Here is a 22,502-nt window from a genome sequence, read left to right on the forward strand (position 1 = left end):
TGGTAGAACAATACTTCTATATAAAATCGATTATTTACACAGTTCATCTGCCAGTGCATCGATCTGTGCAAGGCTTGCGTTATTTAATGCCGCCTTGATCTGAACTGTTGTATCAGTAAATGTCAGATTCTTGCTGTTTTCAAACATACCCTTCATAACCTTTGCAGCCATTGGAGCCCACGCGCCATTCTCGATCAAACCGATCGTGCGGTTCTGGAAATTACGCTCTGTCAGGTGATTGATGAACTCTCTCATAAATGGGAAAATGTCACCGTTATAGGTCGTTGTTGCAAGCACCAGTTTGCCATAACGGAACGCATCCTCTACTGCCTCTGCCATATCACAACGGGCAAGATCATTGACTGCTACCTTTGGACATCCCTTTTCAGTCAGCTTCTTTGCAAGAAGCTCTGCTGCTTCTTTTGTATGTCCATAAACAGATGTGTAAGCGATCACTACGCCATCTGTTTCCACTCCATACGATGACCATGTATCATATAAACCGATGTAGTATCCGAGATTCTCTGTCAGAACCGGTCCATGAAGCGGACAGATGATCTGGATATCCAGTCCTGCTGCCTTCTTCAACAATGCCTGAACCTGTGCACCGAACTTTCCTACGATTCCGATGTAGTAACGGCGAGCCTCACATGCCCAGTCCTCCTCTACATCCAAGGCTCCGAATTTGCCGAAGCCGTCCGCGGAGAATAATACCTTATCTGTGCTGTCATAGGTCACCATAACCTCCGGCCAGTGTACCATCGGAGCCATGACAAATGTCAGCTCATGCTTTCCAAGTGATAAGGTATCTCCCTCTTTCACCATCATTCTTCTATCAGCATAATCTTTTCCAAAGAAGTTCTTCATCATGTTAAATGCTGCCGCCGTTGCAACAACTGTTGCTGTCGGATACTTCTCCATGAAATTTGCAAGATTCGCCGAATGATCCGGCTCCATATGCTGAACTACGATGTAATCCGGTGTCCGGCCTGCAAGCTCCGTTTCCAGCTTTGCAAACCATTCGTCTGTAAAATTTTGATCCACCGTATCCATAACGGCAATCTTCTCATCCATGATCACATAAGAATTATATGCCATGCCATTTGGCACAATATACTGTCCCTCAAACAGATCAATCTCATGGTCATTCACACCGATGTACTTAATATCATTTGTAACTGTCATTCTTTTCTTCCTCCTGTCATTTCATTTATATATTTTCTGCCTGCAATCACTCTATACACCTGCAATTTTCTTATAACATATGGTATCAACACAGAACCCGATACAATATGTTCTTTGCATTTTTATCTTATCCGCTTTAATCCACAGACTTCAAGGACTCCGCCATATTGATCCGCTCCAGTCTCACCGACATGAACAGGTTGACACAGCCATTAAAAGCAAACGTCAGAATAATGCTGTACACATAACTAAGCGGTGAAATGTAAGTGTCAAATGAAACCATATCCACACGAATCTGATCCATAACAAAGCTATGCAGAAATACTCCGAGCACCAGACCGACCGCTATTCCGATTGCCGTCAGCACCCAGTTTTCACGGAACACATAAGATGAGGTTTCATTTCTGAAAAATCCAAGCACCTTTACTGTTGCAATCTCCCGGATTCGTTCTGTAATATTGATATTTGTCAGGTTATACAGCACGATAAATGCCAGTGCTGCCGCCGACAGGATAACGACCAGAACGATATAGTCCAGACTCTTCATCATATTGCTGATACGTTCGCGCATATCTCCATTCACGACTACTGCAGAAACTACATTTTCTTTCATAAGATCGGCAGCCACTTCATGTGCATCCATATCAGGCTTTAGATTGAAATAGACGGAATGATATACCGGAGCTTCTCCCATCTGATCCATGTATGTTTCCGGCGACAGATATACATAATTATATACATAATTTTCAAAGATGCCGGAAATCTTTGCCTTGATCTCTTTCATATCACTGTTCCGGATCGTAATGGTATCTCCAACGGACAGATCATACCGGGTTGCCAGAGCACTGTTGATAATCGCCTCGTCCTTGCCCGGATAAGCGACCTTCTCATTCTTACTGTTGTGAAAATCCATGTATTTGTCCGAATGCTCCGGTTCCTTCATAATAACCAGATTAATGCTCTTAATGCCATCGGACTCTATCAGATCCCAGCTTGTCTCACCAACAAAATCATAGTCCTGCATATATTTGTCTAATTTATCATACAGATCACCGGCTGCCGCTGATTCCGAACCCGTCTGCGTTGCTTTCTGCTGATCCTTCTGATTTTCCTCAGAAGCTGCATTCGTTTTCTTCACATCATCAACACTCTCTGCAAGGGTCATCGTTCCGTCTGAGATCTGGATCTCATCATACTGACGATCTGCAAAGCCGGCGATCGAATCATTGATACCAAATCCGGTCAGAAGCAGGGCTGTGCATCCGCTGATTCCTATTACCATCATAAAGAAACGCTTCTTATACCGGAAGATATTTCGAACCGATACCTTATGCAGGAATTTTAACCGTTTCCATACAAATGATATTTTCTCAAGAAATACACGTTTGCCCGCCTTCGGTGCCTTCGGCCGCATCAGACCTGCCGCAGTCTCCGACAGTTCATACCGGCAGGTAAACCATGTTGTTCCTACCGAACATGCCAGAGATACCAGCATAGCAATTCCTGCCAGCTTCCAGTCTACAATATATTTTAAGCTAATATTCAGATACATCATATGATATGCTTTCCAGATTACCCGTGGGAATGCATACGTCCCTGCAAAAAAGCCTCCTATACATCCGATAACTGCTGCCAGCCCTGAATAGATCATATATTTGCCCATGATCGTATGCTCACTGTATCCAAGTGCCTTTAGCATTCCGATCATTGTTCGCTGTTCCTCGACCATACGATTCATCGTCGTCATACAGACAAGCACAGCAACCAATACAAAGAACACCGGAAATACCTTTGCTACACCATCCACGATATCGGAATCACTCTCAAAACAGACATAACCGACATTCGTCTCCCTGCCAAGAATATAATAACTGACATCCGGTGCGTCATCTATGGTTACGCCGGCAACCATATCTTCGGTAAGCCCGGTCTGCATCAAAAGCGCCTGATATCGTTTCGTAACACGGTCATGACAGATAGCATCCCAGTCATCCTTTTTCTCGTCCATATAGGTATCGTACGCATCATCGTATAACGCATAGTCCTGATCAAACCTGACATAGACGTCAGTGTAGCATTCACAGTCAAATGCTTCCGGCTTCATATATACAAATCCACTTAATTTACCGGTCCCGAGAGTAGTCGTTCCACGTTCAAAATTAATATAAAGGGAGGACTGTACGGTTCCGGTAACCGTAAATTCCCTATAGCGGAGCTTTGTCTCAGTGGCATCACCATTCGTATCTGCCACGGTAATGACATCACCGATTCTCACATCTGTCAGCTTGTCATCCACTACGCATTCATCATCCGCTTCCGGCAGTCTGCCATCCACCAGACGGATGTCATTCACATGCTCCGGCAATGACAAGGTTTTGAGTGCACGTTCATTATCACCCATACCATCATAAAGCACATCAAATGAATAGCTGCCCTCTGCATACCGGACATCATCCTCACCCGCAAATGCTTCCACATCCTCATCTGTATAGCCAAGCGTAGACACCAGATGCAGATCATAGAATTCCGAATCACTGAGGAAATCCGTAATCGTCTTCACCATAGCCGGCTTGGTCATCTTCAGGCCTGAAAAGAAACCAACACCTAACGCTATGATCGCGAGAATCGCTGCAAACCGTCCAAAACTGTTTTTAATTTCTCGAAATGTCGTACGACGCATCATTGATTTCATAAGACATACCTACCATTCCAAATCTTCTACATTTTTAATGTTATCATTCAGAACAACCTTCTCTACTGTTCCGCTCTTAACTGTGATCACACGATCTGCCATTGCTGTAAGTGCCTGATTATGTGTGATAACGATAACCGTAGTTCCGGTGTTCCTACAGGTATCCTGAAGCAATTTGAGTACGGATTTTCCTGTATTATAGTCCAGCGCACCGGTCGGTTCATCACATAAAAGCAGCTTCGGATTCTTTGCAAGTGCTCTGGCGATCGCTACCCGCTGCTGCTCTCCACCGGATAACTGTGCAGGGAAATTTGCCATACGATCCTCAAGCCCTACCTGCTTTAATACCGTTGCCGCATCTAACGGGTCCTTACAGATCTGTGCCGCAAGCTCTACATTTTCCAGTGCCGTCAGATTCTGCACCAGATTATAGAACTGAAATACAAATCCTACATCATATCTCCTGTATGCCGTAAGCTGCCGCTTGTTCAGCCCGGAGATTTCTTTTCCGTCCAGATATACGCTGCCGCCGGACAGCGTGTCCATTCCGCCCAGGATATTCAGAATCGTTGTCTTTCCCGCTCCTGACGCTCCAACGATGACACAGAATTCTCCTTTTTCAATCTCGAAGTTCACATCCCGCAGAGCATGGATTTCAACCTCACCGGTCTTATATATTTTCTTAACATCCTTAAACTCAACATATGCACTCATGCCGCCTCGCTCCTTTCTGTTATTCACTTCTAAGTGCTATTACAGGGTCTTTCTTCGCTGCCATCTTAGATGGGATAAGACCGCCGATCAAAGTAAGCACAACACTAATGATCACAAGGATCACCGCACCCTTTACCGGAAGTGAAGATACATTTGGCACATTTACAAATTTCTCTATCACCTTGCTTATCGGGATATTTAACAGCACCGTAACCAGAATACCGATCGCACCGGATACCAGTCCGATAATAAATGTCTCTGCGTTAAACACACGGGAAATATCCTTTTTCGACGCTCCGATACTTCGAAGAATACCGATCTCCTTCGTTCTCTCCAGTACAGAGATATAGGTAATGATTCCGATCATGATCGATGATACGATCAACGAGATAGCTACAAATGCGATCAATACATAAGTGATCGCATCGATGATCTTCGTAACGGAAGATAGCATCAGCCCGATATAATCGGTATAAGTGATCTCGCTGTCTGAATGTGAATCATTATATTTGTCGATCAGATCTGTCAGCTTATCCTTGTCCGCGAATTCTGAACAATACAGGCTGATAACGGACGGCTTTGCCAGATCCGCAAATCCAAGCTTCTCGATATTATCATCATAGGTTGCGGTAGACTGTGCAAAATAGCCCTGTTCCTTTAACATTTCAAATAACTGCTCATCAGACATCTGTGAAATATATGCCTGCTGTTCCTCTGACAGGTTCATGGATGCAACGATCTGCTGCATGTCCACCTGACTCATGTCGATATCTTCTCCGTTTGAAAACGGAAGTCCTGTAAATACATCGGTATCCGGATTGTCAAGCTGCCGTTTTACGATCTCCGATTTTTCATTTTCGGATACAACATACTCTGCAAGTTCAGCGGTATAACCGATCATTCCCGCATCGATCGATGCTGCATAAGAGGATTCGCTCTGACGGATGATACCACAAACCTGAATATCCAGACCTTTGCTGATCACATCTGCCATATAATCTTCATCGGAACTCTTGTCTGCCCATGTTCCGTCTGCATTTTTTTGATAAATGTCACTCGGCAGAATGAGCTTGAATTTGAGATTTAAAAGATCATCATAGGAGAAGCTCATTTCCTCCGGTGCATCGTAATCTTTACCTGCCATGATCTTCGGAACCATCTCTCCAAGATCAGAAGCATTTCTGACACCTAATGTATATAAGGTAAAATCACTGATCTCGTTATTCTTATCAACGACCAGTACAACTTCATTTTTATTCTGAGGCCAGTGTCCTGCAAGCACATCGTACTGCTGTTCCAACAGCTCCCGATTACTCATTAACTGCTTCCACATATCCATGGAATTATTTCCGTAACTGAATGCCGACATGAATCCTGACAGGGATTTCTGGGATTCTTCCATATCGCCAAATCCCATCTCTCGCATCATGATACTTGGATTTACCTGCTGTGTACCGCCTGCTGCATTTTCGTTAAATACATACATCGGAGTATCATAGGTATACTTGATATCACTCACGATATCCTTGAATCCATTTGTATCATCTTCAATATATTTCTTAAATGTTTCCAGATCGTTTTCCTTTACCTCTGAGAGCATGGACACCATCATATCGCCCATGACATCACCAGAGTATACACGATCCGGGTCATGATCACTCAGATCTTCTTCCTTTGTATTACCCGCCATTTCCGAGATCAGGTCAGAATAATCCATTGCCTTTTTCTGGATCTCGATTGGATAGGATGACAGGGTTTCCTCCTGCACATCATTGATATAGCCCTGGAATCCACTGGATAATGACAGAATCAGCGCGATACCGATGATACCGATACTTCCGGCAAATGCCGTTAAAAGGGTTCGTCCTTTCTTCGTCAGCAGGTTATTAAAGCTGAGGGAAAATGCCGTAAACACAGACATAGATGTCTTTCTCGGTGCATATGCTTCTTCTGATTCTTTCGCTTCGTCTTCATCTGAAAATGGTGCGGAATCATCTATGATCTTACCATCTAACAGCTTCACGATTCTTGTAGAATATTTGTCTGCAAGCTCCGGATTGTGTGTTACCATGATGACCAGCTTTTCTTCTGCGATCTCCTTTAACAGCTCCATGATCTGGACACTGGTTTCGGAGTCCAGGGCTCCGGTCGGCTCATCTGCAAGCAGGATATCAGGATCATTGATCAATGCTCTGGCGATCGCTACTCGCTGCATCTGTCCACCGGACATCTGATTCGGCTTCTTATAGATCTGATCGCCCAGACCAACCTTTTCCAACACCTCTTTTGCACGTTTTCTACGCTCGGATTTGGATACACCGGATAAGGTCAGCGCCAGCTCGACATTTGCGAGAACCGTCTGATGCGGAATCAGATTGTAACTCTGGAATACAAAACCGATCGAATTATTCCGGTATGAATCCCAGTCTCTTGCCTTGAATTCTTTTGTTGATCTGCCATTGATAACCAGATCACCACTCGTATACTGATCAAGTCCGCCTATAATATTAAGAAGCGTTGTCTTACCACAGCCGGACTGACCAAGTACCGATACGAATTCATTCTTTCTGAAATTAATGGAAATGCCTTTTAACGCCTTTACCACTTCATCTCCGGTCTGATAGTCCTTCACAATCTTCTTTAACTGAAGCATATATTGTTTCCTCCACGAATTATATTATAAAAATTTTACCATCCCAGTTTTAGCATTTCAAGGAAATGGCGGATTCTTTTATAAATGTTTTACATAATGATAAAATACTACGCTGCGACATCAGGGTTATTATGGCGCAGTATTTTTTTATTTTTATCAAGTTTTTGTAAATGGCTTTTATTTTGGAAATAAATAATGTATAATGGCGACAGAGTAGGGTTATCTAACCGGATTTTTACATTATAAATGTGGACAATTCGGGCAGATGAAAGCCCAAAATAATTTTTATAATGGAGGAATTTATAATGTTAGTTTCAGCAAAAGAAATGTTGGAAAAGGCTAAGGCTGGAAAATATGCCGTTGGTCAGTTTAACATCAATAACCTTGAATGGACAAAGGCTGTTCTTCTTACAGCTCAGGAACTTCAGTCTCCTGTAATCCTTGGTGTTTCAGAAGGCGCTGGAAAGTATATGACTGGATTTGAAACAGTTGCAGCTATGGTTAAGGCTATGCACGATTCTTTAGGAATTACAGTTCCTGTAGCTCTTCACCTTGATCACGGAACATATGAAGGATGCTACAAGTGTGTTAAGGCCGGATTCACATCTATCATGTTCGATGGTTCACACTATCCATTCGAAGAGAACCTTGCTAAGTCAACAGAGCTTGTTAATGTTGCTCATCAGCTTGGTCTTTCTATCGAGTGTGAAGTTGGTTCAATCGGTGGTGAAGAAGACGGTGTTATTGGTATGGGCGAGTGCGCAGATCCAGAAGAGTGTAAGATCATCGCTGATCTTGGCGTAGATATGCTTGCTGCCGGTATCGGTAACATCCATGGTAAGTACCCAGCAAACTGGAAGGGTCTTTCATTCGAAACACTTGATGCTATCCAGCAGAAGACAGGTACTATGCCATTAGTTCTTCACGGTGGTACAGGTATCCCTGCTGACATGATCAAGAAAGCTATCTCACTTGGCGTTTCAAAAATCAATGTTAACACAGAGTGCCAGTTATCATTCGCAGATGCTACAAGAAAGTACATCGAGGCTGGTAAGGATCTTGAAGGTAAGGGATTTGATCCTAGAAAGCTTCTTGCTCCTGGTTTCGAAGCTATCAAGGCTACTGTTAAAGAAAAGATGGAACTTTTCGGATCAGTTGGCAAAGCTAACGACTAATTTCTTTCGTAATACGAATATCGTATAACAATAATATGCCCCATATGGATTTATTTCACAGACCACTTGTGTTCTGTTGTATAAACCATATGGGGCATATTGCTGTTACAGGTTTTCTGCCATATATGCCCCAAGGGCGTTCTTACATGCTTTTACCAGATTCCCATAACATGCTGCATAAGCAGGCTGACCAAGGTAATGCCGATCCAACAGCATGCACCTAGCAAAATCGGCTTGCCACCGGTTTTGATCAGCTTAATAACATTGCTGTTTAACCCGATCGCCGCCATAGCCATGATAATGAAGAATTTGGACAGCTCCTTTAACGGTGCAAATACATCCGCATTTACGCCCAGACTGATACAGATCGTTGTGATTATAGATGCGATCACAAAATACAGAATGAACATAGGAAATGCTTTTTTCAAGCTGAATCCATTTGTCTTCTGCTCTGTCTTTGCCGCCTGTCTTGCACGAACTGCCGCAAGCACTAATGTGATCGGTATAATTGCCAGTGTTCTGGTCAGTTTTACCGTTACTGCCTTATTGAGAGTCTCACTTCCAAGATTCCACATGCTGTCCCATGTTGATGCCGCCGCTGTTACAGAAGATGTATCATTGATGGCTGTTCCCGCAAATATTCCAAATGCATCACCGGATGCCGTATCAAATCCTATTGCTTTTCCTATGATCGGGAAGAAGATAGCCGCAAGCACGTTAAAGAAAAAGATAACAGAAATAGCCTGTGCGACTTCATCGTCATCTGCATCTATAACCGGTGCTGTTGCTGCGATTGCGGAACCACCACAGATAGAAGATCCAACACCGACAAGAATCGAAGTATTTGCCGGAACCTTCATCACCTTTCGAAGGATCCATGCGATCAATAAGGATGTACCGATCGTACAGATAATGATCGGAAGCGACTGTTTTCCTGTCTGCAGGATTACTCCGAGATTCATGCCAAATCCTAATAATACAACGGCTGTCTGCAAAACAATCTTTGATGTCCATTTGATACCGGCTTCTGCCTTTCCCTTATCCGTCCATACGAGTGCGATCAACATACCGGCTAATATCGCAATGATCGGTCCGCCGACAACCGGAAACCGTTTTCCAATTAACCATGAAGGAACTGCTATGATAAAACACACCAGAATTCCTATCCAGTTTTTCTTAATAAAATTCATTTATTCCTACCTCACTGTGTTTTTTGCGGATGCTATTATAACACCCGCATACAAAAAATGCCATAAAATTGATTGACATTTTCTATCAACTTGGTATAATAGGCACGAATCGGACGGTATATATGATATACCTTGCAAGGTGTTCTGAATGTTATTCAGGATTCCCGGATGGACATGAATGTTATGAGCCAGATAAGATTATCTTATCTGGCTCTTTTTTTGTGAACAGCACAGCATAGGAGGACTTATAATGGATTTATTAAAAGACAATCTGAAAAAATTATACTTCAAATTTCTGATACCATCACTTGGAAGTGCCATGGTTATGTCTATTTATACACTGACAGATGCGATCGTCATTGGAAAAGGTGTCGGCGCAGATGCTCTTGCTGCCCTAAGTATTACAACACCACTTCTCTGCATCCTGATGTCAACCGGAATCCTGTTTGGTGTCGGCGGCTCTGTACAGATGAGTGTTCACAGGGGAAGTGGTAATCATCAGAAATCCAATCGTTATTTTACAATCTCTTTTTTCCTGATTACGGCTGTTACTACCCTTTTATGGCTGATCTATGCCACCTGCATGCCTAAGCTGCTTCATCTGATGGGAGCAAATGACACCTTATTCCCATACGCCATGTCCTACATGCGTTATATCAACATTTTCCTTCCGGTTGCTGTATTTTCAAATTATGTAGCAATCTTTATCCGTGCCGACAATGATCCAAACCGTGCAATGGCGGGAGTTCTGCTTGGCGGCGTCGTAAATATCGCACTGGATATCATTTTTGTATTTCCTATGCATATGGGAATGGGCGGTGCCGCATTCGCTTCCGTTCTCGGTATGACTATCCAGGTAATTGTCGGTGGCTCACACTTTTTCTCACGCAAAAACGGTCTTCATTTCATCCGACCGATTCACACGATTCCCAGTATCCGTCATATTATTGTCGGTGGTATCCCAAGTTTTTTCAATGAATTTGCAAATGGATTCATCGTACTGCTGTTTAATATCCAGATCCTGAAATACTGCGGTGAAAATGCACTCTCGATCTACAGCGTGATCTCAAACTGTGTAATCCTGTTCAACTCCCTGTTTACCGGAGTCGGTCAGTCGATCCAGCCTGTTATCTCTACTAATTATGGTGCAGGAAATGGGGTCCGAATCAAAGGAATAAAAAAGATGGCATATACCACTATCCTTATAATGGGTGCCATCTTCTCGCTTAGTGGAATCTTATTCCCGACTGCGGTCTGTCGTATTTTTATTAAAATGAATCCAACACTGACTGATATTGCAAATCTGGGTATACGAACCTACTTTTTTGCATTCCTGCCATTTGGCATTAACCTGCTGACTTCTTACTATTTACAGGCGATACTGCGATCTGCACAATCCCTGTGCATCTCACTGCTCCGAAATATCATCTTAAGCAGTATCTGTATCCTTGTATTTCCATTGTGTCTGGGTGCATCCAGCCTGTGGTTTGTTATGCCGATCGTTGAAGTCGTAGTGTTATTTGTCAGCCTTGGCTACCTGAAAAGCAAATCTATATAGAACATAAACGCTAAGATATAACTGTAACTCTATCTGCAGTTCTACTCTTAAACAGTTTCGGCTATATTATGGAAGTCGCTCATTAAAGACTCGTATGCAGCTTCGTCCATGCCATAGGAAAAGCATGCAAGTGCACGGAAACAGACCTCAGGTAATCTCTTAAGATTTCCGCTGTTATACTGTTCTGCCACCTGCTGTAATTCATTGATTATGTCATGCTTACGCTTCTGTTCTTCCAGGCTGCCATTCCAGAAACAGCTCATATCATAATCAGATGTATTCCCGCATGGAGCCGTACAGGTGGAACACCCGGGAGAAAGTCGGTATTTCTCCCGGTGTATTTCCTCTATTGTCTCATCATTGTCTTCCTGTAATAACGCACTTGCGATCGTCTGATCTGTTTTCTCTGTCCAGCCGGAATTACCGGCCGCACCTACAAGGCCGATCAATGCGCCAATGATCTTATCATTCCTCATGTTGCTAATTCCTTATGTTTCCAAATTTCTATATCTCTAATTCCTCTATATCAATTCTACACATTCTATAAAACTGATATCTATATAAGAGCTTAATTGTATTCTCTATCTTCACACTTTATAAATACCGCTTCAGATATTGTCCGGTATATGAATTCTCACATTCTGCGATCTCCTCCGGTGTTCCCTGTGCGATCACTGTTCCACCGCGGACACCGCCTTCCGGTCCCATATCGATGATATAATCGGCAGTCTTTATAACATCCAGATTATGCTCGATAACAACTACGGTATTTCCGCTGTCACTAAGTCTGCGAAGAATATCCACCAGACGATGAACATCGGCGAAATGAAGTCCGGTCGTCGGTTCATCCAGAATGTAGATCGTCTTTCCGGTTCCACGTCTGGCAAGCTCCGTCGCAAGCTTTACTCTCTGTGCCTCTCCTCCGGATAAAGTGGTAGATGGCTGTCCCAGACGGATATAGCCCAGACCAACATCCTTTAACGTTTCGATCTTTCGCAGAATGCTTGGAACATTTGCAAAGAACTCGCAGGCTTCATCCACAGTCATATCCAGAACATCATAAATGCTCTTACCTTTATATTTTACTTCCAGTGTCTCACGATTGTACCGCTTGCCACCGCATACCTCACAAGGAACATAGACATCCGGCAGGAAATGCATCTCGATCTTGATGATACCATCACCACGGCAGGCTTCGCATCGTCCACCCGATACATTGAATGAAAATCTTCCCTTCTTATATCCTCTTGCCTTGGCATCCTTTGTATTTGCAAACAGGTCACGGATCATGTCAAATACACCTGTATAGGTTGCCGGGTTCGATCTCGGGCTTCTTCCGATTGGAGACTGATCGATATTGATCACCTTATCAAGTGCATCGTAACCCACGATGTGATCATGATGTCCCGGTTTGATACGGCTCTTGTTCAGTCTTCTCGCCAGCTTCTTATATAAGATCTCATTTACAAGTGAGCTCTTTCCCGAACCGGATACACCAGTCACGCATACCATAATACCCAGTGGTATATTCACATCGATATGCTTCAGGTTGTTCTCATAAGCATTCTGAACGGTCAGCCAGCCCGTTGGCTTTCTTCGTACCTCCGGTACCGGAATCTTTTTTCTTCCGCTTAAATAATCACCGGTGATCGAGTTCTCATTTTTCATGATCTCCTCTGCCGTACCTTCCGCAACGACATAACCACCATTTTCACCGGCTCCCGGACCGATATCTATAATATAATCCGCAGCACGCATCGTATCTTCATCATGCTCTACTACGATCAGAGTATTTCCAAGATCACGCAAATGCTCCAATGCTCCGATCAGCTTATCATTATCTCTCTGATGCAGACCGATACTTGGTTCATCCAGAATATAAGCAACGCCCACAAGCCCAGAACCGATCTGTGTCGCCAAACGGATTCGCTGTGCCTCGCCACCGGACAATGTGCCTGTAGAACGATAAAGTGCCAGATAATCAAGGCCTACATCGATCAGAAAATGCAGTCTCGCCCGGATCTCCTTTAAAACTGCCCCGCCGATCAGCATCTGCCGGTCTGTCAACTTAATATTATCCATAAAGTTTGTAAGATCCTCGATCGACATTCTGGTCAGATCATCAATATTCTTATCGGCGATCGTAACAGCCAGTGCTGTCGGTTTCAGACGTTTTCCTTTACATTCTTCACATGGCGTGATCGTCATAAAAGTCTCATACTCGGCCTTGGTCGTCTCACCTCCGGTCTCCCGGTATCTTCGCTGGACATTCTTGATCAGTCCTTCAAATGTAATATCATAGACGCCTTCTCCACGCTGTCCTTTATAGTGAACCTTTACCGGACGGCTGTTCTTGCCATATAATAACAGATCTTTGATCTCATCACTGTAATCCTGAAATGGTGTGTCCAGTGAGAAATGATATTCCTCTGCTAATGCACGAAGCACTGCATTTGTGAAACTCTTTCCATCATTACAGGACTGCCAGCCCAGCACAACAATTGCCCCTTCATTGATCGACAGCTTGGTATCCGGTATCATCAGATCCGGATCAAATTCCATCTTAAATCCCAGACCGGCACAACATGGACATGCGCCAAATGGATTATTGAATGAAAAACTTCTGGGCTCGATCTCATCAATGCTGATTCCACAATCCGGGCAGGAAAAGCTGTCAGAGAAATTCAAGATCTCATTTTCTCCATCTGTATTTATAACCTCAATCTTCATCAGACCTTCTGCCATCCGCAGAGTTGTCTCTACAGAATCTGTCAGTCTTCGTTCCATATCAGGACGAACGACCAGACGATCCACAACAATATCAATATTATGCTTCTTATTCTTATCCAGCTTGATCTCCTCGGATAACTCATACATGCTGCCATCAATGATCGCACGAACAAAACCGCTCTTTGCCGCCTTCTCCAACAGCTTCACATGTTCCCCTTTTCTGCCTCTTATAACCGGTGCGAGTACCATGAATTTTGTCCGTTCCGGCAATTGCATGATATCGTCTACCATCTGATCCACGCTCTGTTTGCTGATCACTTTTCCACATTTCGGACAGTGTGGGATTCCTGCTCTTGCATATAACAGACGGAAATAATCATAGATCTCTGTTACTGTTCCGACTGTGGATCTCGGATTCTTATTCGTCGATTTCTGATCGATCGATATCGCAGGCGACAGGCCCTCGATCTTCTCGACATCCGGCTTCTCTGCCTGTCCAAGGAACTGTCTTGCATAGGAAGATAAGGACTCCATATAGCGTCGCTGACCTTCAGCATAGATCGTATCAAATGCCAGTGAGGATTTGCCCGAACCGGACAGACCTGTCACAACGACAAATTTATCCCTCGGAATCTTCACATCTATATTCTTCAGGTTATGTTCTTTTGCACCTTTAATCGTAATATACTTAATATCACCCATTTCGGTTGACCTTCTTTCTGCTCATTTTATTTGAATCTTATAAACATGTATGATCATTATATTTATTATTACTTTTATACAATATGAAAGATACATTACATATTATTCCGTAAGACGCTTCCGCTCGTATCCTCGTGCAGCGGTACATAAAGTTGCAAAAAACGCAACTTAAGTACCGGCCTCGGATAAGGCTTACTTCATAATAGTAATGATATCTTTCATATTAGTTTAACAACTAATATTCAAACAAATAATATTATGATCATACATGTTTATACACTTTCAATTAGTACGACAGCATGATCTGTATTGTATTTTCTACTTATCATAGTCCCGAAGTGCTTCTTTATACTTCTTCAGCTCATCACGGACGATCGCTGCCATTTCAAAGTTCAGGTCCGCGGCTGCCATGTTCATCTTCTTTGTCAGCTTATCGATCATTGCTTTCAGCTCTTTCTTCGTCATGGATTCAATATCTTTCTCAGCATCCACAACCGGTTTATCTTCTGTGACTTCATTTGTAATAAGATCACGGATACCCTTCTGGATCGTCTTCGGTATGATCCCATGTTCCTTATTATAAGCATCCTGAATCTTTCGACGACGATTTGTCTCCGAGATCGCACGTTTCATGGAGTCTGTCATCATATCTGCATACATGATAACGTGACCTTCTGAGTTTCTCGCAGCACGTCCGATCGTCTGGATCAACGATGTCTCCGAACGCAGGAAGCCCTCTTTATCTGCATCCAGGATAGCCACCAGTGTGATCTCCGGAATATCAAGTCCCTCACGAAGGAGGTTGATACCAACTAATACGTCAAATACACCCATTCTGAGATCACGCACGATCTCTACACGCTCCATTGTATCAATATCGGAATGAAGATATTTGACCTTAATGCCATTCTCACGCAGGAAATCTGTCAGATCCTCTGCCATACGTTTTGTAAGTGTTGTAACCAGAACCTTGTGTCCCTGTTCTGTCTCTTTCAATATCTCTGACATCAGGTCGTCGATCTGTCCTTCTACCGGACGGACATCCACCGGTGGATCCAGCAATCCGGTCGGTCGGATGATCTGCTCGGCCCGGAGCAGCTCATGTTCTGCTTCATATTTGGATGGTGTCGCCGATACAAATAATACCTGATCTAACTTCGATTCAAATTCTTCAAAGTTTAACGGACGGTTGTCCAATGCGGATGGCAGACGGAATCCATAATCCACCAGATTTTGTTTTCTGGAACGATCACCTGCATACATTCCTCCGACCTGCGGAATCGTCATATGCGACTCATCTATGATCAACAGGAAATCATCACCGAAGAAATCCAGCAATGTGCTCGGAGTCTCCCCGGATTCTCTGCCGGATAATGGTCCTGAATAATTCTCGATACCGGAGCAGAAGCCTGTCTCCCGCATCATCTCTATATCAAAATTTGTCCGTTCTTCAATCCGCTGCGCTTCGATCAGCTTATCATTTTCCTTAAAATACTGTACCCGTTCAGCCAATTCCGCTTCGATCTTTGTAAGTGCACGTTCCAGCTTCTCATGTCCGACAACATAATGAGAAGCTGGAAAGATACAGGTAAAATTCAGACTGCGCCTGATCTCCCCGGTCAACGGATCAAATTCACAGATACGGTCGATCTCATCACCAAAAAATTCAACCCGCACAGCATCTTCAAATGTCGATACTGGAAGAATCTCCAGCACATCCCCATGTACACGAAATGTTCCACGGTGGAAATCCATATCATTTCTGACATACTGGATATCCGTCAGTTCATCGATCACCATATCCCGATCCTTGATCATACCGACACGGAGCGACAGCATCTGCTCCCGGTATTCATCCGGATCACCGATACCGTAAATACAGGATACCGAGGATACGACCACAACATCTTTTCTGTCGATCAAGGCCGCTGTTGCACTGTGACGCATCTTGTCAATATCATCGTTGATCGCAGAATCCTTCGCTATATAAGTATCAGTCGATGCCACATATGCTTCCGGCTGGTAATAATCATAATAAGAAACAAAATATTCTACCGCATTTTCCGGAAAAAATTCCTTCATTTCCGAATATAACTGTGCCGCCAGCGTTTTGTTGTGCGCAAGCACCAGCGTCGGTTTATTCAGTTGTGCTATTACATTTGCCATGGTAAATGTCTTACCGGAACCGGTTACACCTAACAAGGTTTCAAACTGGTTTCCCTCTTTAAATCCATCCACCAGCTCTTTGATCGCCTGCGGCTGATCACCGGTCGGCTGATATTCTGATACTAATTTGAAATGATCCATTATGTTCTCCTGATATATCTATCTAAATACAATCAATATTCTTATTATTGTTCTCTGTCTAATATATCATTCCATTTAAAAAAAGTACAGAGCAAATCGAATATTTGTTCTTTATTCTGTAAGAACCTTCCGCTTCCCACTGTGTCATCCGCAAAGCGGATTTAAAAACCATGCCATCCATGGTATACTATGTCTTATCAAAAAAATGAACGAGGTGTAACATGAGCGCAATCGTAACATTAAAGAAGGGCGAGGGCAGAACCATCAAAGCCGGCGGCGCCTGGATTTATGACAATGAAATAGATACCATCATGGGGAGTTTTGAAAACGGGGATATCATCATTGTAAAAGACTTTGACGGATATCCGATGGGAAAGGGATTTATCAATACGAATTCCAAGATCACTGTCCGTATGCTGACACGTCACGTCGATACCGAGATCAATGAAGATTTCTTCCGCATGCGTCTGCAGGCAGCATGGGATTATCGTAAGAAAACCGTGGATACAAGCAGCTGCCGTATCGTATTTGGCGAGGCAGACTTCCTGCCCGGTATCGTGATTGACAAATTTGAAGATGTGCTGGTCGTTGAGTCACTTGCACTTGGAATTGACAGAGTTAAAAATTTGTTAATAAATATTTTAAAAAATGTCCTTAAATCGGATGGTATAATAATCAAAGGTGTTTATGAGCGTAGCGATGCTAAAGTTAGAATAAACGAAGGGATGCAGCCATTCAAGGGATTTATTGGGGATGAATTCGACACGAACGTGGAAATTGTTGAAAATGGCGTACACTATATTGTTGACGTAAAAGACGGTCAGAAGACCGGCTTCTTTCTTGATCAGAAATACAACCGACTTGCGATCCAGCGTCTTTGTAAGGATGCAAAAGTTCTTGACTGTTTCACACACACAGGCTCTTTTGCGCTGAACGCCGGAATTGTCGGTGCCGCAAGCGTACTGGGTGTAGATGCTTCCGCACTTGCGGTCAGACAGGCACAGGAAAATGCAAAGCTGAACCATCTGGAGGATTCGGTTACATTTATCTGTAAAGATGTCTTTGATCTGCTTCCTGAACTGGAAGAACAGGGCGAGAAATTCGACGTTGTAATTCTGGATCCACCTGCATTTACAAAATCACGCAACTCAATTAAAAACGCTGTAAAAGGTTATCGGGAAATAAATCTGAGAGCCATGAAGCTCGTTAAAGATGGCGGCTTTCTTGCCACCTGTTCATGCTCCCATTTCATGGACTATGAACTCTTTACAAAAACCATCGGGCAGGCTGCTTCCAACTCTCACAAACGACTGAGACAGGTTGAATTCCGTACTCAGGCTCCTGATCATCCGATTCTGTGGGCTGCAGATGAATCATATTATCTGAAGTTCTACATATTTCAAGTAACCAGCGACAAATAGCTGGAGTTTCAGAGATGGGTCCTCTGTCATTTATCTTACTTGTAATACTTTTGGGAGGTAAACATGAAGCTAATACAGAGAAATAGGGATGCAGCATATCTACAGTATGATAAATATGTCGATTTCGACAATCCCATGGTTATGGAGAAGGCTATGGATCTTACCAAAAACTGCAGATCTGTTTACGAAAAAATAGAAACCATATATTATTTTGTCAGAGATGAAATTGATCACACCTGGGACGCCAAAGATTCCACGATCACGATCTCTGCATCAGATGTTCTGGAAAAGAAAACCGGTATCAGCTATTCAAAGGCAAATCTGTTAGCCGCACTGATGCGTGCAAATGGTATTTACACCGGATTCTGCTACCAGAGGATCAAACGGTTCACATATGATAACAAGCTGGCACTTCATGCACTGAATGCAGTATTTGAACCGGATGTCAAGAAATGGATCCGCTTGGACGCCAGAGGAAACAATTACCAGTTTCAAGCTGATTTCTCGATCAACGAACGAAATCTTGGATATGAGATCCGACCGGAGCTTGGTGAATTTGAATTCGACGATCTGATCGCGGTTCCTCTTCCATCGACAATGGCAGTTCTGGAAAAGAGCACAAATGCGATCAAAATGTACTATAACGATCTGCCGGACTACAACGATTAATATTATATTTTACAAAATCATCGGTCCTGCCGACTGACAGTTTTTCCTAATCATTCTAAAAACTGTTCTGTTGGCGCGGTCGATGATTTTTTATGTCTGTCTGAAATGATTTCCGTTGATTTTTCCGGTATCGCAGGGTTTAATTTCCTGTTGTCTTATGGTAGAATTATACACAGTTAAAAATTTTACGAAAAGGGGTTACCGATATGAGTAATGTCACAATTATGAATCATCCTTTGATCAAACACAAAATATCAATGTTAAGAAACGAGAACACCGGAACAAATGAATTCCGTACACTTGTAGAAGAAATCGCTATGCTTATGGGCTACGAAGCACTTCGTGATCTGCCTACAGAAGATGTAGAGATCAAGACTCCGATCGAAACCTGCAAATCTCCTATGATCGCAGGCAAAAAGATGGCAGTTGTACCGATCCTCCGTGCCGGTCTTGGCATGGTAAGCGGCATCCTTGCTCTGGTTCCATCAGCAAAGGTTGGACACATCGGGCTCTACAGAGACCCGGAAACACACGAGCCGCATGAGTATTACTGTAAACTGCCGGATCCGATCGAGCAGAGAACAATCCTTGTTGTTGATCCAATGTTAGCAACCGGCGGTTCCGGTTCCGAAGCTGTTTCATTTATCAAACAGCACGGCGGCAAGAATATCAAATTCATGTGTATCATCGCTGCTCCCGAAGGTCTGGAAAGACTTCAGAAGGATCACCCGGACATCCAGATCTATGTTGGTCAGCTTGACAGATGCTTAAATGAAAATGCTTACATCTGCCCGGGTCTCGGTGATGCCGGCGACAGAATTTTCGGAACAAAATAACAGGAAGGCTTACATTATGAGATATATACACGAGCTTCGCGAAGGCGAAATGGTTTCAGAGGTTTACCTCTGCAAAAACAAGATCACAGGAAAGACAAAATCAGGTAAATCCTACTATTCTCTGCAACTGGTAGATGCCAGCGGAACAATGGATGGTAAGATCTGGGAACTGAACAGCGGAATTGGACATTTTGAATCCATGAACTATGTTAAGGTTGACGGCCAGGTTACCTCATTTAACAACACTCTCCAGTTGACAATTAAGAAGATCCGTATCGCTGAAGAAGGGGAATACGATATCAACGACTATATGCCATGCACGAAAAAAAATGTCGACGAAATGTTTGACAAGCTGCTTGGCATTATCGCAACGATCGAAAAGCCTTACTACAAAAAGCTTCTGGAAAGCTTCTTTGTAGAGGACAAAGCTCTTGCAAAAGAATTCAAAAAGCATTCGGCTGCCAAATCCATTCATCATGGATTTGTCGGTGGTCTGTTAGAGCACACTCTGGCAGTTACCAGCATGTGTGACTACTACACTACATACTACCCGATCTTAAATCGTGACCTGCTCCTGACTGCTGCCATGCTTCATGACATCGGCAAGGTCTATGAGCTTTCAACATTCCCGGAAAACGATTACACAGATTCCGGTCAGTTACTTGGTCACATCGTAATGGGTACTATGATGATCCGCGACAAGATTCGTGATTCTGTTCCGGAATTTCCTGCAAAGGAAGCAAACGAACTGGAGCACTGTATCCTCGCCCACCACGGCGAACTGGAATACGGCTCTCCAAAGAAGCCTGCCCTGATCGAAGCACTTGCATTATCATTTGCCGATAATACAGATGCCAAGATCCAGACATTCATGGAAGCATTAGACAGCAAGGACGAGACCGGCTGGCTTGGTTACAATAAAATGATAGAAAGTAATATCCGCAGATCTACAAAATAAAGGATACGATATTTATTTTATGGAACTTAAAAAGAACAGTATATATACAATAGAAATAACGGACATGGGAAATGAGGGAGAAGGCATCGGCCATCTCTCTCTTTCTGATGTAGCAAATAACAAAACAGGCACAGACATTTCCACGAAAGCTTCATCCGAAGATGGAAATAACGTGCAGAATATCACTGTATTTGTCAAAGATACAGTGATCGGTGACGTAGCCGAGATCTCGATCATGAAAGCAAAAAAATCGATCGCCTACGGACGGCTGGTTCGCCTGATCACACCATCCCCTTACCGCGTAACTCCGGTCTGCCCGGTCGCAAAGAGCTGTGGCGGATGCAGTCTTCAGCACATTTCCTATGAGAAGCAGCTGGAATACAAATGGAACAAGGTAAGAGAATGTCTGCGCCGGATCGGCAAGATTGAGAATCCCGATACTCTGATGGAACCGATCTATGGTATGAAAGAACCATACCACTATCGAAATAAAGCACAGTTTCCGGTTGGCAGAGATAAAAACGGCAATATCGTGATCGGCTTCTATGCCGGCAGAACCCATTCGATCATCGATTCCGATACCTGTGCGATCGGTGCAGAAGTAAATGATCAGATTCTGCCGATCATCCGCGCATTTCTCACGGAATATAACATTTCCACTTATAACGAAACAACCGGACAGGGTCTGGTACGTCATATTCTGACCCGTGTCGGGTTTACAACCGGCGAAGTTATGGTCTGTCTCATCGTAAATGGAAAAAAACTACCTCATACAGATGAACTCATCTCCCATCTGACAAAAATTTCCGGAATGACTTCAATCTGCCTGAACATCAATACAGAAAAAACAAATAAGATTCTTGGACCAACCTGCAAAACACTGTGGGGCAGTCCATACATCACAGATTATATCGGCAATGTAAAATACCGGATCTCACCTCTGTCCTTCTATCAGGTAAACCCTGTGCAGACTAAGGTACTTTATGAAAAAGCATTGGAATATGCAGATCTGAACGGCGAGGAAACCGTCTGGGATATGTACTGCGGCATCGGAACCATCTCCCTGTTCCTTGCTCAGAAAGCAAAACAGGTATACGGTGTGGAGATCGTTCCTCAGGCAATCTTGGATGCCCGTAAAAATGCGGAACTTAACGATATCCACAACGTCGAATTCTTTACCGGAAAAGCGGAGGAAGTCGTTCCTGCCATTTACGAAAAAGGCGGCGATGGTTCCCAGGCAGATGTCGTCGTTGTCGATCCACCAAGAAAAGGCTGTGACAAGGTACTCCTTGACACCCTGATCCGGATGAATCCAAAACGGCTTGTCTATGTAAGCTGCGATCCCGCAACCCTTGCCCGTGACATCGCCATCCTCACTCCCGCCGGCTACCACCTCGAAAAAGTCGCTGTCGTCGACCAATTTGGCCATACCGGTCATGTTGAGTCCGTAGTTCTGCTGTCACGAGCATAGCGAAGTGAGAGCAGAACCTCCTTTAGCGGATATTCTCCCTTACCTCTCTCTTCTCCATTCGGACAATGCACATCTAATCTTGTATTTATGAGCCCTAAATTTCCTACCAAATTATTTGAGAAAAGAAGGCTTCCAGTACTCACACCAATTACCATTCCATCCTGCTTAATATACTCCATTAAGGTTATACTAAATCCAGTAGCATTTACTCTTTCAAGCAAATGCGATCATCTCACCATCA

General features: G+C 43.5%; 16 protein-coding genes. 7 read left to right on the top strand and 9 right to left on the bottom strand.

Annotated features, from left to right (window positions below):
• Positions 1 to 30: 30 nt before the first annotated feature.
• The 4 genes from OCV60_RS01000 to OCV60_RS01015 all read right to left on the bottom strand — a co-directional run bounded on the left by OCV60_RS01000 (position 31) and on the right by OCV60_RS01015 (position 7,244).
• Positions 31 to 1,185 carry an FprA family A-type flavoprotein gene (locus tag OCV60_RS01000; RefSeq protein WP_021944350.1) on the bottom strand — a complete coding sequence of 385 codons (1,155 nt, stop codon included), beginning with the start codon at positions 1,183 to 1,185 and terminating at the stop codon, positions 31 to 33.
• A 136-nt stretch (positions 1,186 to 1,321) separates the two neighbouring features.
• On the bottom strand, positions 1,322 to 3,877 hold the full coding sequence (locus OCV60_RS01005; RefSeq protein WP_021944349.1) for an ABC transporter permease: 2,556 nt from the start codon (positions 3,875 to 3,877) through the stop codon (positions 1,322 to 1,324).
• 9 nt (positions 3,878 to 3,886) lie between these two features.
• The gene (locus OCV60_RS01010; RefSeq protein WP_008401792.1) at positions 3,887 to 4,591 is read right to left on the bottom strand and encodes an ABC transporter ATP-binding protein; all 705 of its coding nucleotides are present in this window, start codon (positions 4,589 to 4,591) and stop codon (positions 3,887 to 3,889) included.
• A gap of 19 nt (positions 4,592 to 4,610) precedes the next feature.
• Complete coding sequence (locus tag OCV60_RS01015; RefSeq protein WP_008401791.1) at positions 4,611 to 7,244, bottom strand: ABC transporter ATP-binding protein/permease; 2,634 nt, start codon at positions 7,242 to 7,244, stop codon at positions 4,611 to 4,613.
• Positions 7,245 to 7,549: 305 nt separating this feature from the next.
• Here OCV60_RS01015 and fba point away from each other — a divergent pair, with 305 nt between their 5' ends.
• Entirely contained in the window at positions 7,550 to 8,419 is an 870-nt protein-coding gene (gene fba / locus OCV60_RS01020) for a class II fructose-1,6-bisphosphate aldolase (protein WP_021944348.1), read from the top strand.
• Between the two features lie 152 nt (positions 8,420 to 8,571).
• Here fba and OCV60_RS01025 read toward each other — a convergent pair whose 3' ends face one another.
• Positions 8,572 to 9,609, bottom strand: a complete 1,038-nt coding sequence (locus OCV60_RS01025; protein WP_008401789.1) for a YeiH family protein — start codon at positions 9,607 to 9,609, stop codon at positions 8,572 to 8,574.
• A gap of 250 nt (positions 9,610 to 9,859) precedes the next feature.
• Here OCV60_RS01025 and OCV60_RS01030 point away from each other — a divergent pair, with 250 nt between their 5' ends.
• Positions 9,860 to 11,167 carry an MATE family efflux transporter gene (locus OCV60_RS01030; protein WP_008401786.1) on the top strand — a complete coding sequence of 436 codons (1,308 nt, stop codon included), beginning with the start codon at positions 9,860 to 9,862 and terminating at the stop codon, positions 11,165 to 11,167.
• A 47-nt stretch (positions 11,168 to 11,214) separates the two neighbouring features.
• On the opposite strand, the gene OCV60_RS01035 is transcribed toward OCV60_RS01030, so the two are convergent.
• The 3 genes from OCV60_RS01035 to uvrB form a co-directional block, all read right to left on the bottom strand.
• Positions 11,215 to 11,643, bottom strand: a complete 429-nt coding sequence (locus OCV60_RS01035; RefSeq protein WP_008401785.1) for a hypothetical protein — start codon at positions 11,641 to 11,643, stop codon at positions 11,215 to 11,217.
• Positions 11,644 to 11,761: 118 nt separating this feature from the next.
• Positions 11,762 to 14,599, bottom strand: coding sequence for an excinuclease ABC subunit UvrA (uvrA, locus tag OCV60_RS01040; protein WP_008401783.1), 2,838 nt, complete (start codon positions 14,597 to 14,599; stop codon positions 11,762 to 11,764).
• A gap of 318 nt (positions 14,600 to 14,917) precedes the next feature.
• On the bottom strand, positions 14,918 to 16,906 hold the full coding sequence (uvrB, locus tag OCV60_RS01045; RefSeq protein ID WP_021944347.1) for an excinuclease ABC subunit UvrB: 1,989 nt from the start codon (positions 16,904 to 16,906) through the stop codon (positions 14,918 to 14,920).
• Between the two features lie 221 nt (positions 16,907 to 17,127).
• Here uvrB and OCV60_RS01050 point away from each other — a divergent pair, with 221 nt between their 5' ends.
• From OCV60_RS01050 to rlmD, 5 genes are all read left to right on the top strand, one after another.
• Entirely contained in the window at positions 17,128 to 18,327 is a 1,200-nt protein-coding gene (locus OCV60_RS01050; RefSeq protein ID WP_262529052.1) for a class I SAM-dependent rRNA methyltransferase, read from the top strand.
• 63 nt (positions 18,328 to 18,390) lie between these two features.
• On the top strand, positions 18,391 to 18,996 hold the full coding sequence (locus OCV60_RS01055; RefSeq protein WP_008401776.1) for a transglutaminase-like domain-containing protein: 606 nt from the start codon (positions 18,391 to 18,393) through the stop codon (positions 18,994 to 18,996).
• Between the two features lie 206 nt (positions 18,997 to 19,202).
• Positions 19,203 to 19,832 (top strand): uracil phosphoribosyltransferase, encoded by a 630-nt coding sequence (upp, locus tag OCV60_RS01060; RefSeq protein WP_117807840.1) that lies wholly within the window; start codon positions 19,203 to 19,205, stop codon positions 19,830 to 19,832.
• A 16-nt stretch (positions 19,833 to 19,848) separates the two neighbouring features.
• On the top strand, positions 19,849 to 20,790 hold the full coding sequence (locus OCV60_RS01065) for a 3'-5' exoribonuclease YhaM family protein (protein ID WP_021944344.1): 942 nt from the start codon (positions 19,849 to 19,851) through the stop codon (positions 20,788 to 20,790).
• Positions 20,791 to 20,809: 19 nt separating this feature from the next.
• On the top strand, positions 20,810 to 22,261 hold the full coding sequence (rlmD, locus tag OCV60_RS01070; protein ID WP_262529055.1) for a 23S rRNA (uracil(1939)-C(5))-methyltransferase RlmD: 1,452 nt from the start codon (positions 20,810 to 20,812) through the stop codon (positions 22,259 to 22,261).
• On the opposite strand, the gene OCV60_RS01075 is transcribed toward rlmD, so the two are convergent.
• Positions 22,225 to 22,482 (bottom strand): hypothetical protein, encoded by a 258-nt coding sequence (locus OCV60_RS01075; protein WP_147352424.1) that lies wholly within the window; start codon positions 22,480 to 22,482, stop codon positions 22,225 to 22,227. The genes rlmD and OCV60_RS01075 overlap by 37 nt on opposite strands.
• Positions 22,483 to 22,502: the final 20 nt, after the last annotated feature.

The organism is Coprococcus ammoniilyticus (assembly GCF_025567345.1).
GTDB lineage: Bacteria > Bacillota > Clostridia > Lachnospirales > Lachnospiraceae > Coprococcus > Coprococcus ammoniilyticus.

Excerpts from the sequence above, each read along its gene's own strand:
- OCV60_RS01015 (WP_008401791.1), bottom strand. The coding sequence starts at position 7,244 with ATGCTTCAGTTAAAGAAGATTGTGAAGGACTATCAGACCGGAGATGAA.
- OCV60_RS01035 (WP_008401785.1), bottom strand. The coding sequence starts at position 11,643 with ATGAGGAATGATAAGATCATTGGCGCATTGATCGGCCTTGTAGGTGCG.
- uvrA (WP_008401783.1), bottom strand. The coding sequence starts at position 14,599 with ATGGGTGATATTAAGTATATTACGATTAAAGGTGCAAAAGAACATAAC.
- rlmD (WP_262529055.1), top strand. The coding sequence starts at position 20,810 with ATGGAACTTAAAAAGAACAGTATATATACAATAGAAATAACGGACATG.
- OCV60_RS01025 (WP_008401789.1), bottom strand. The coding sequence starts at position 9,609 with ATGAATTTTATTAAGAAAAACTGGATAGGAATTCTGGTGTGTTTTATC.
- OCV60_RS01030 (WP_008401786.1), top strand. The coding sequence starts at position 9,860 with ATGGATTTATTAAAAGACAATCTGAAAAAATTATACTTCAAATTTCTG.
- OCV60_RS01065 (WP_021944344.1), top strand. The coding sequence starts at position 19,849 with ATGAGATATATACACGAGCTTCGCGAAGGCGAAATGGTTTCAGAGGTT.
- OCV60_RS01005 (WP_021944349.1), bottom strand. The coding sequence starts at position 3,877 with ATGAAATCAATGATGCGTCGTACGACATTTCGAGAAATTAAAAACAGT.
- fba (WP_021944348.1), top strand. The coding sequence starts at position 7,550 with ATGTTAGTTTCAGCAAAAGAAATGTTGGAAAAGGCTAAGGCTGGAAAA.
- OCV60_RS01050 (WP_262529052.1), top strand. The coding sequence starts at position 17,128 with ATGAGCGCAATCGTAACATTAAAGAAGGGCGAGGGCAGAACCATCAAA.
- OCV60_RS01055 (WP_008401776.1), top strand. The coding sequence starts at position 18,391 with ATGAAGCTAATACAGAGAAATAGGGATGCAGCATATCTACAGTATGAT.
- OCV60_RS01000 (WP_021944350.1), bottom strand. The coding sequence starts at position 1,185 with ATGACAGTTACAAATGATATTAAGTACATCGGTGTGAATGACCATGAG.
- upp (WP_117807840.1), top strand. The coding sequence starts at position 19,203 with ATGAGTAATGTCACAATTATGAATCATCCTTTGATCAAACACAAAATA.
- OCV60_RS01010 (WP_008401792.1), bottom strand. The coding sequence starts at position 4,591 with ATGAGTGCATATGTTGAGTTTAAGGATGTTAAGAAAATATATAAGACC.
- uvrB (WP_021944347.1), bottom strand. The coding sequence starts at position 16,906 with ATGGATCATTTCAAATTAGTATCAGAATATCAGCCGACCGGTGATCAG.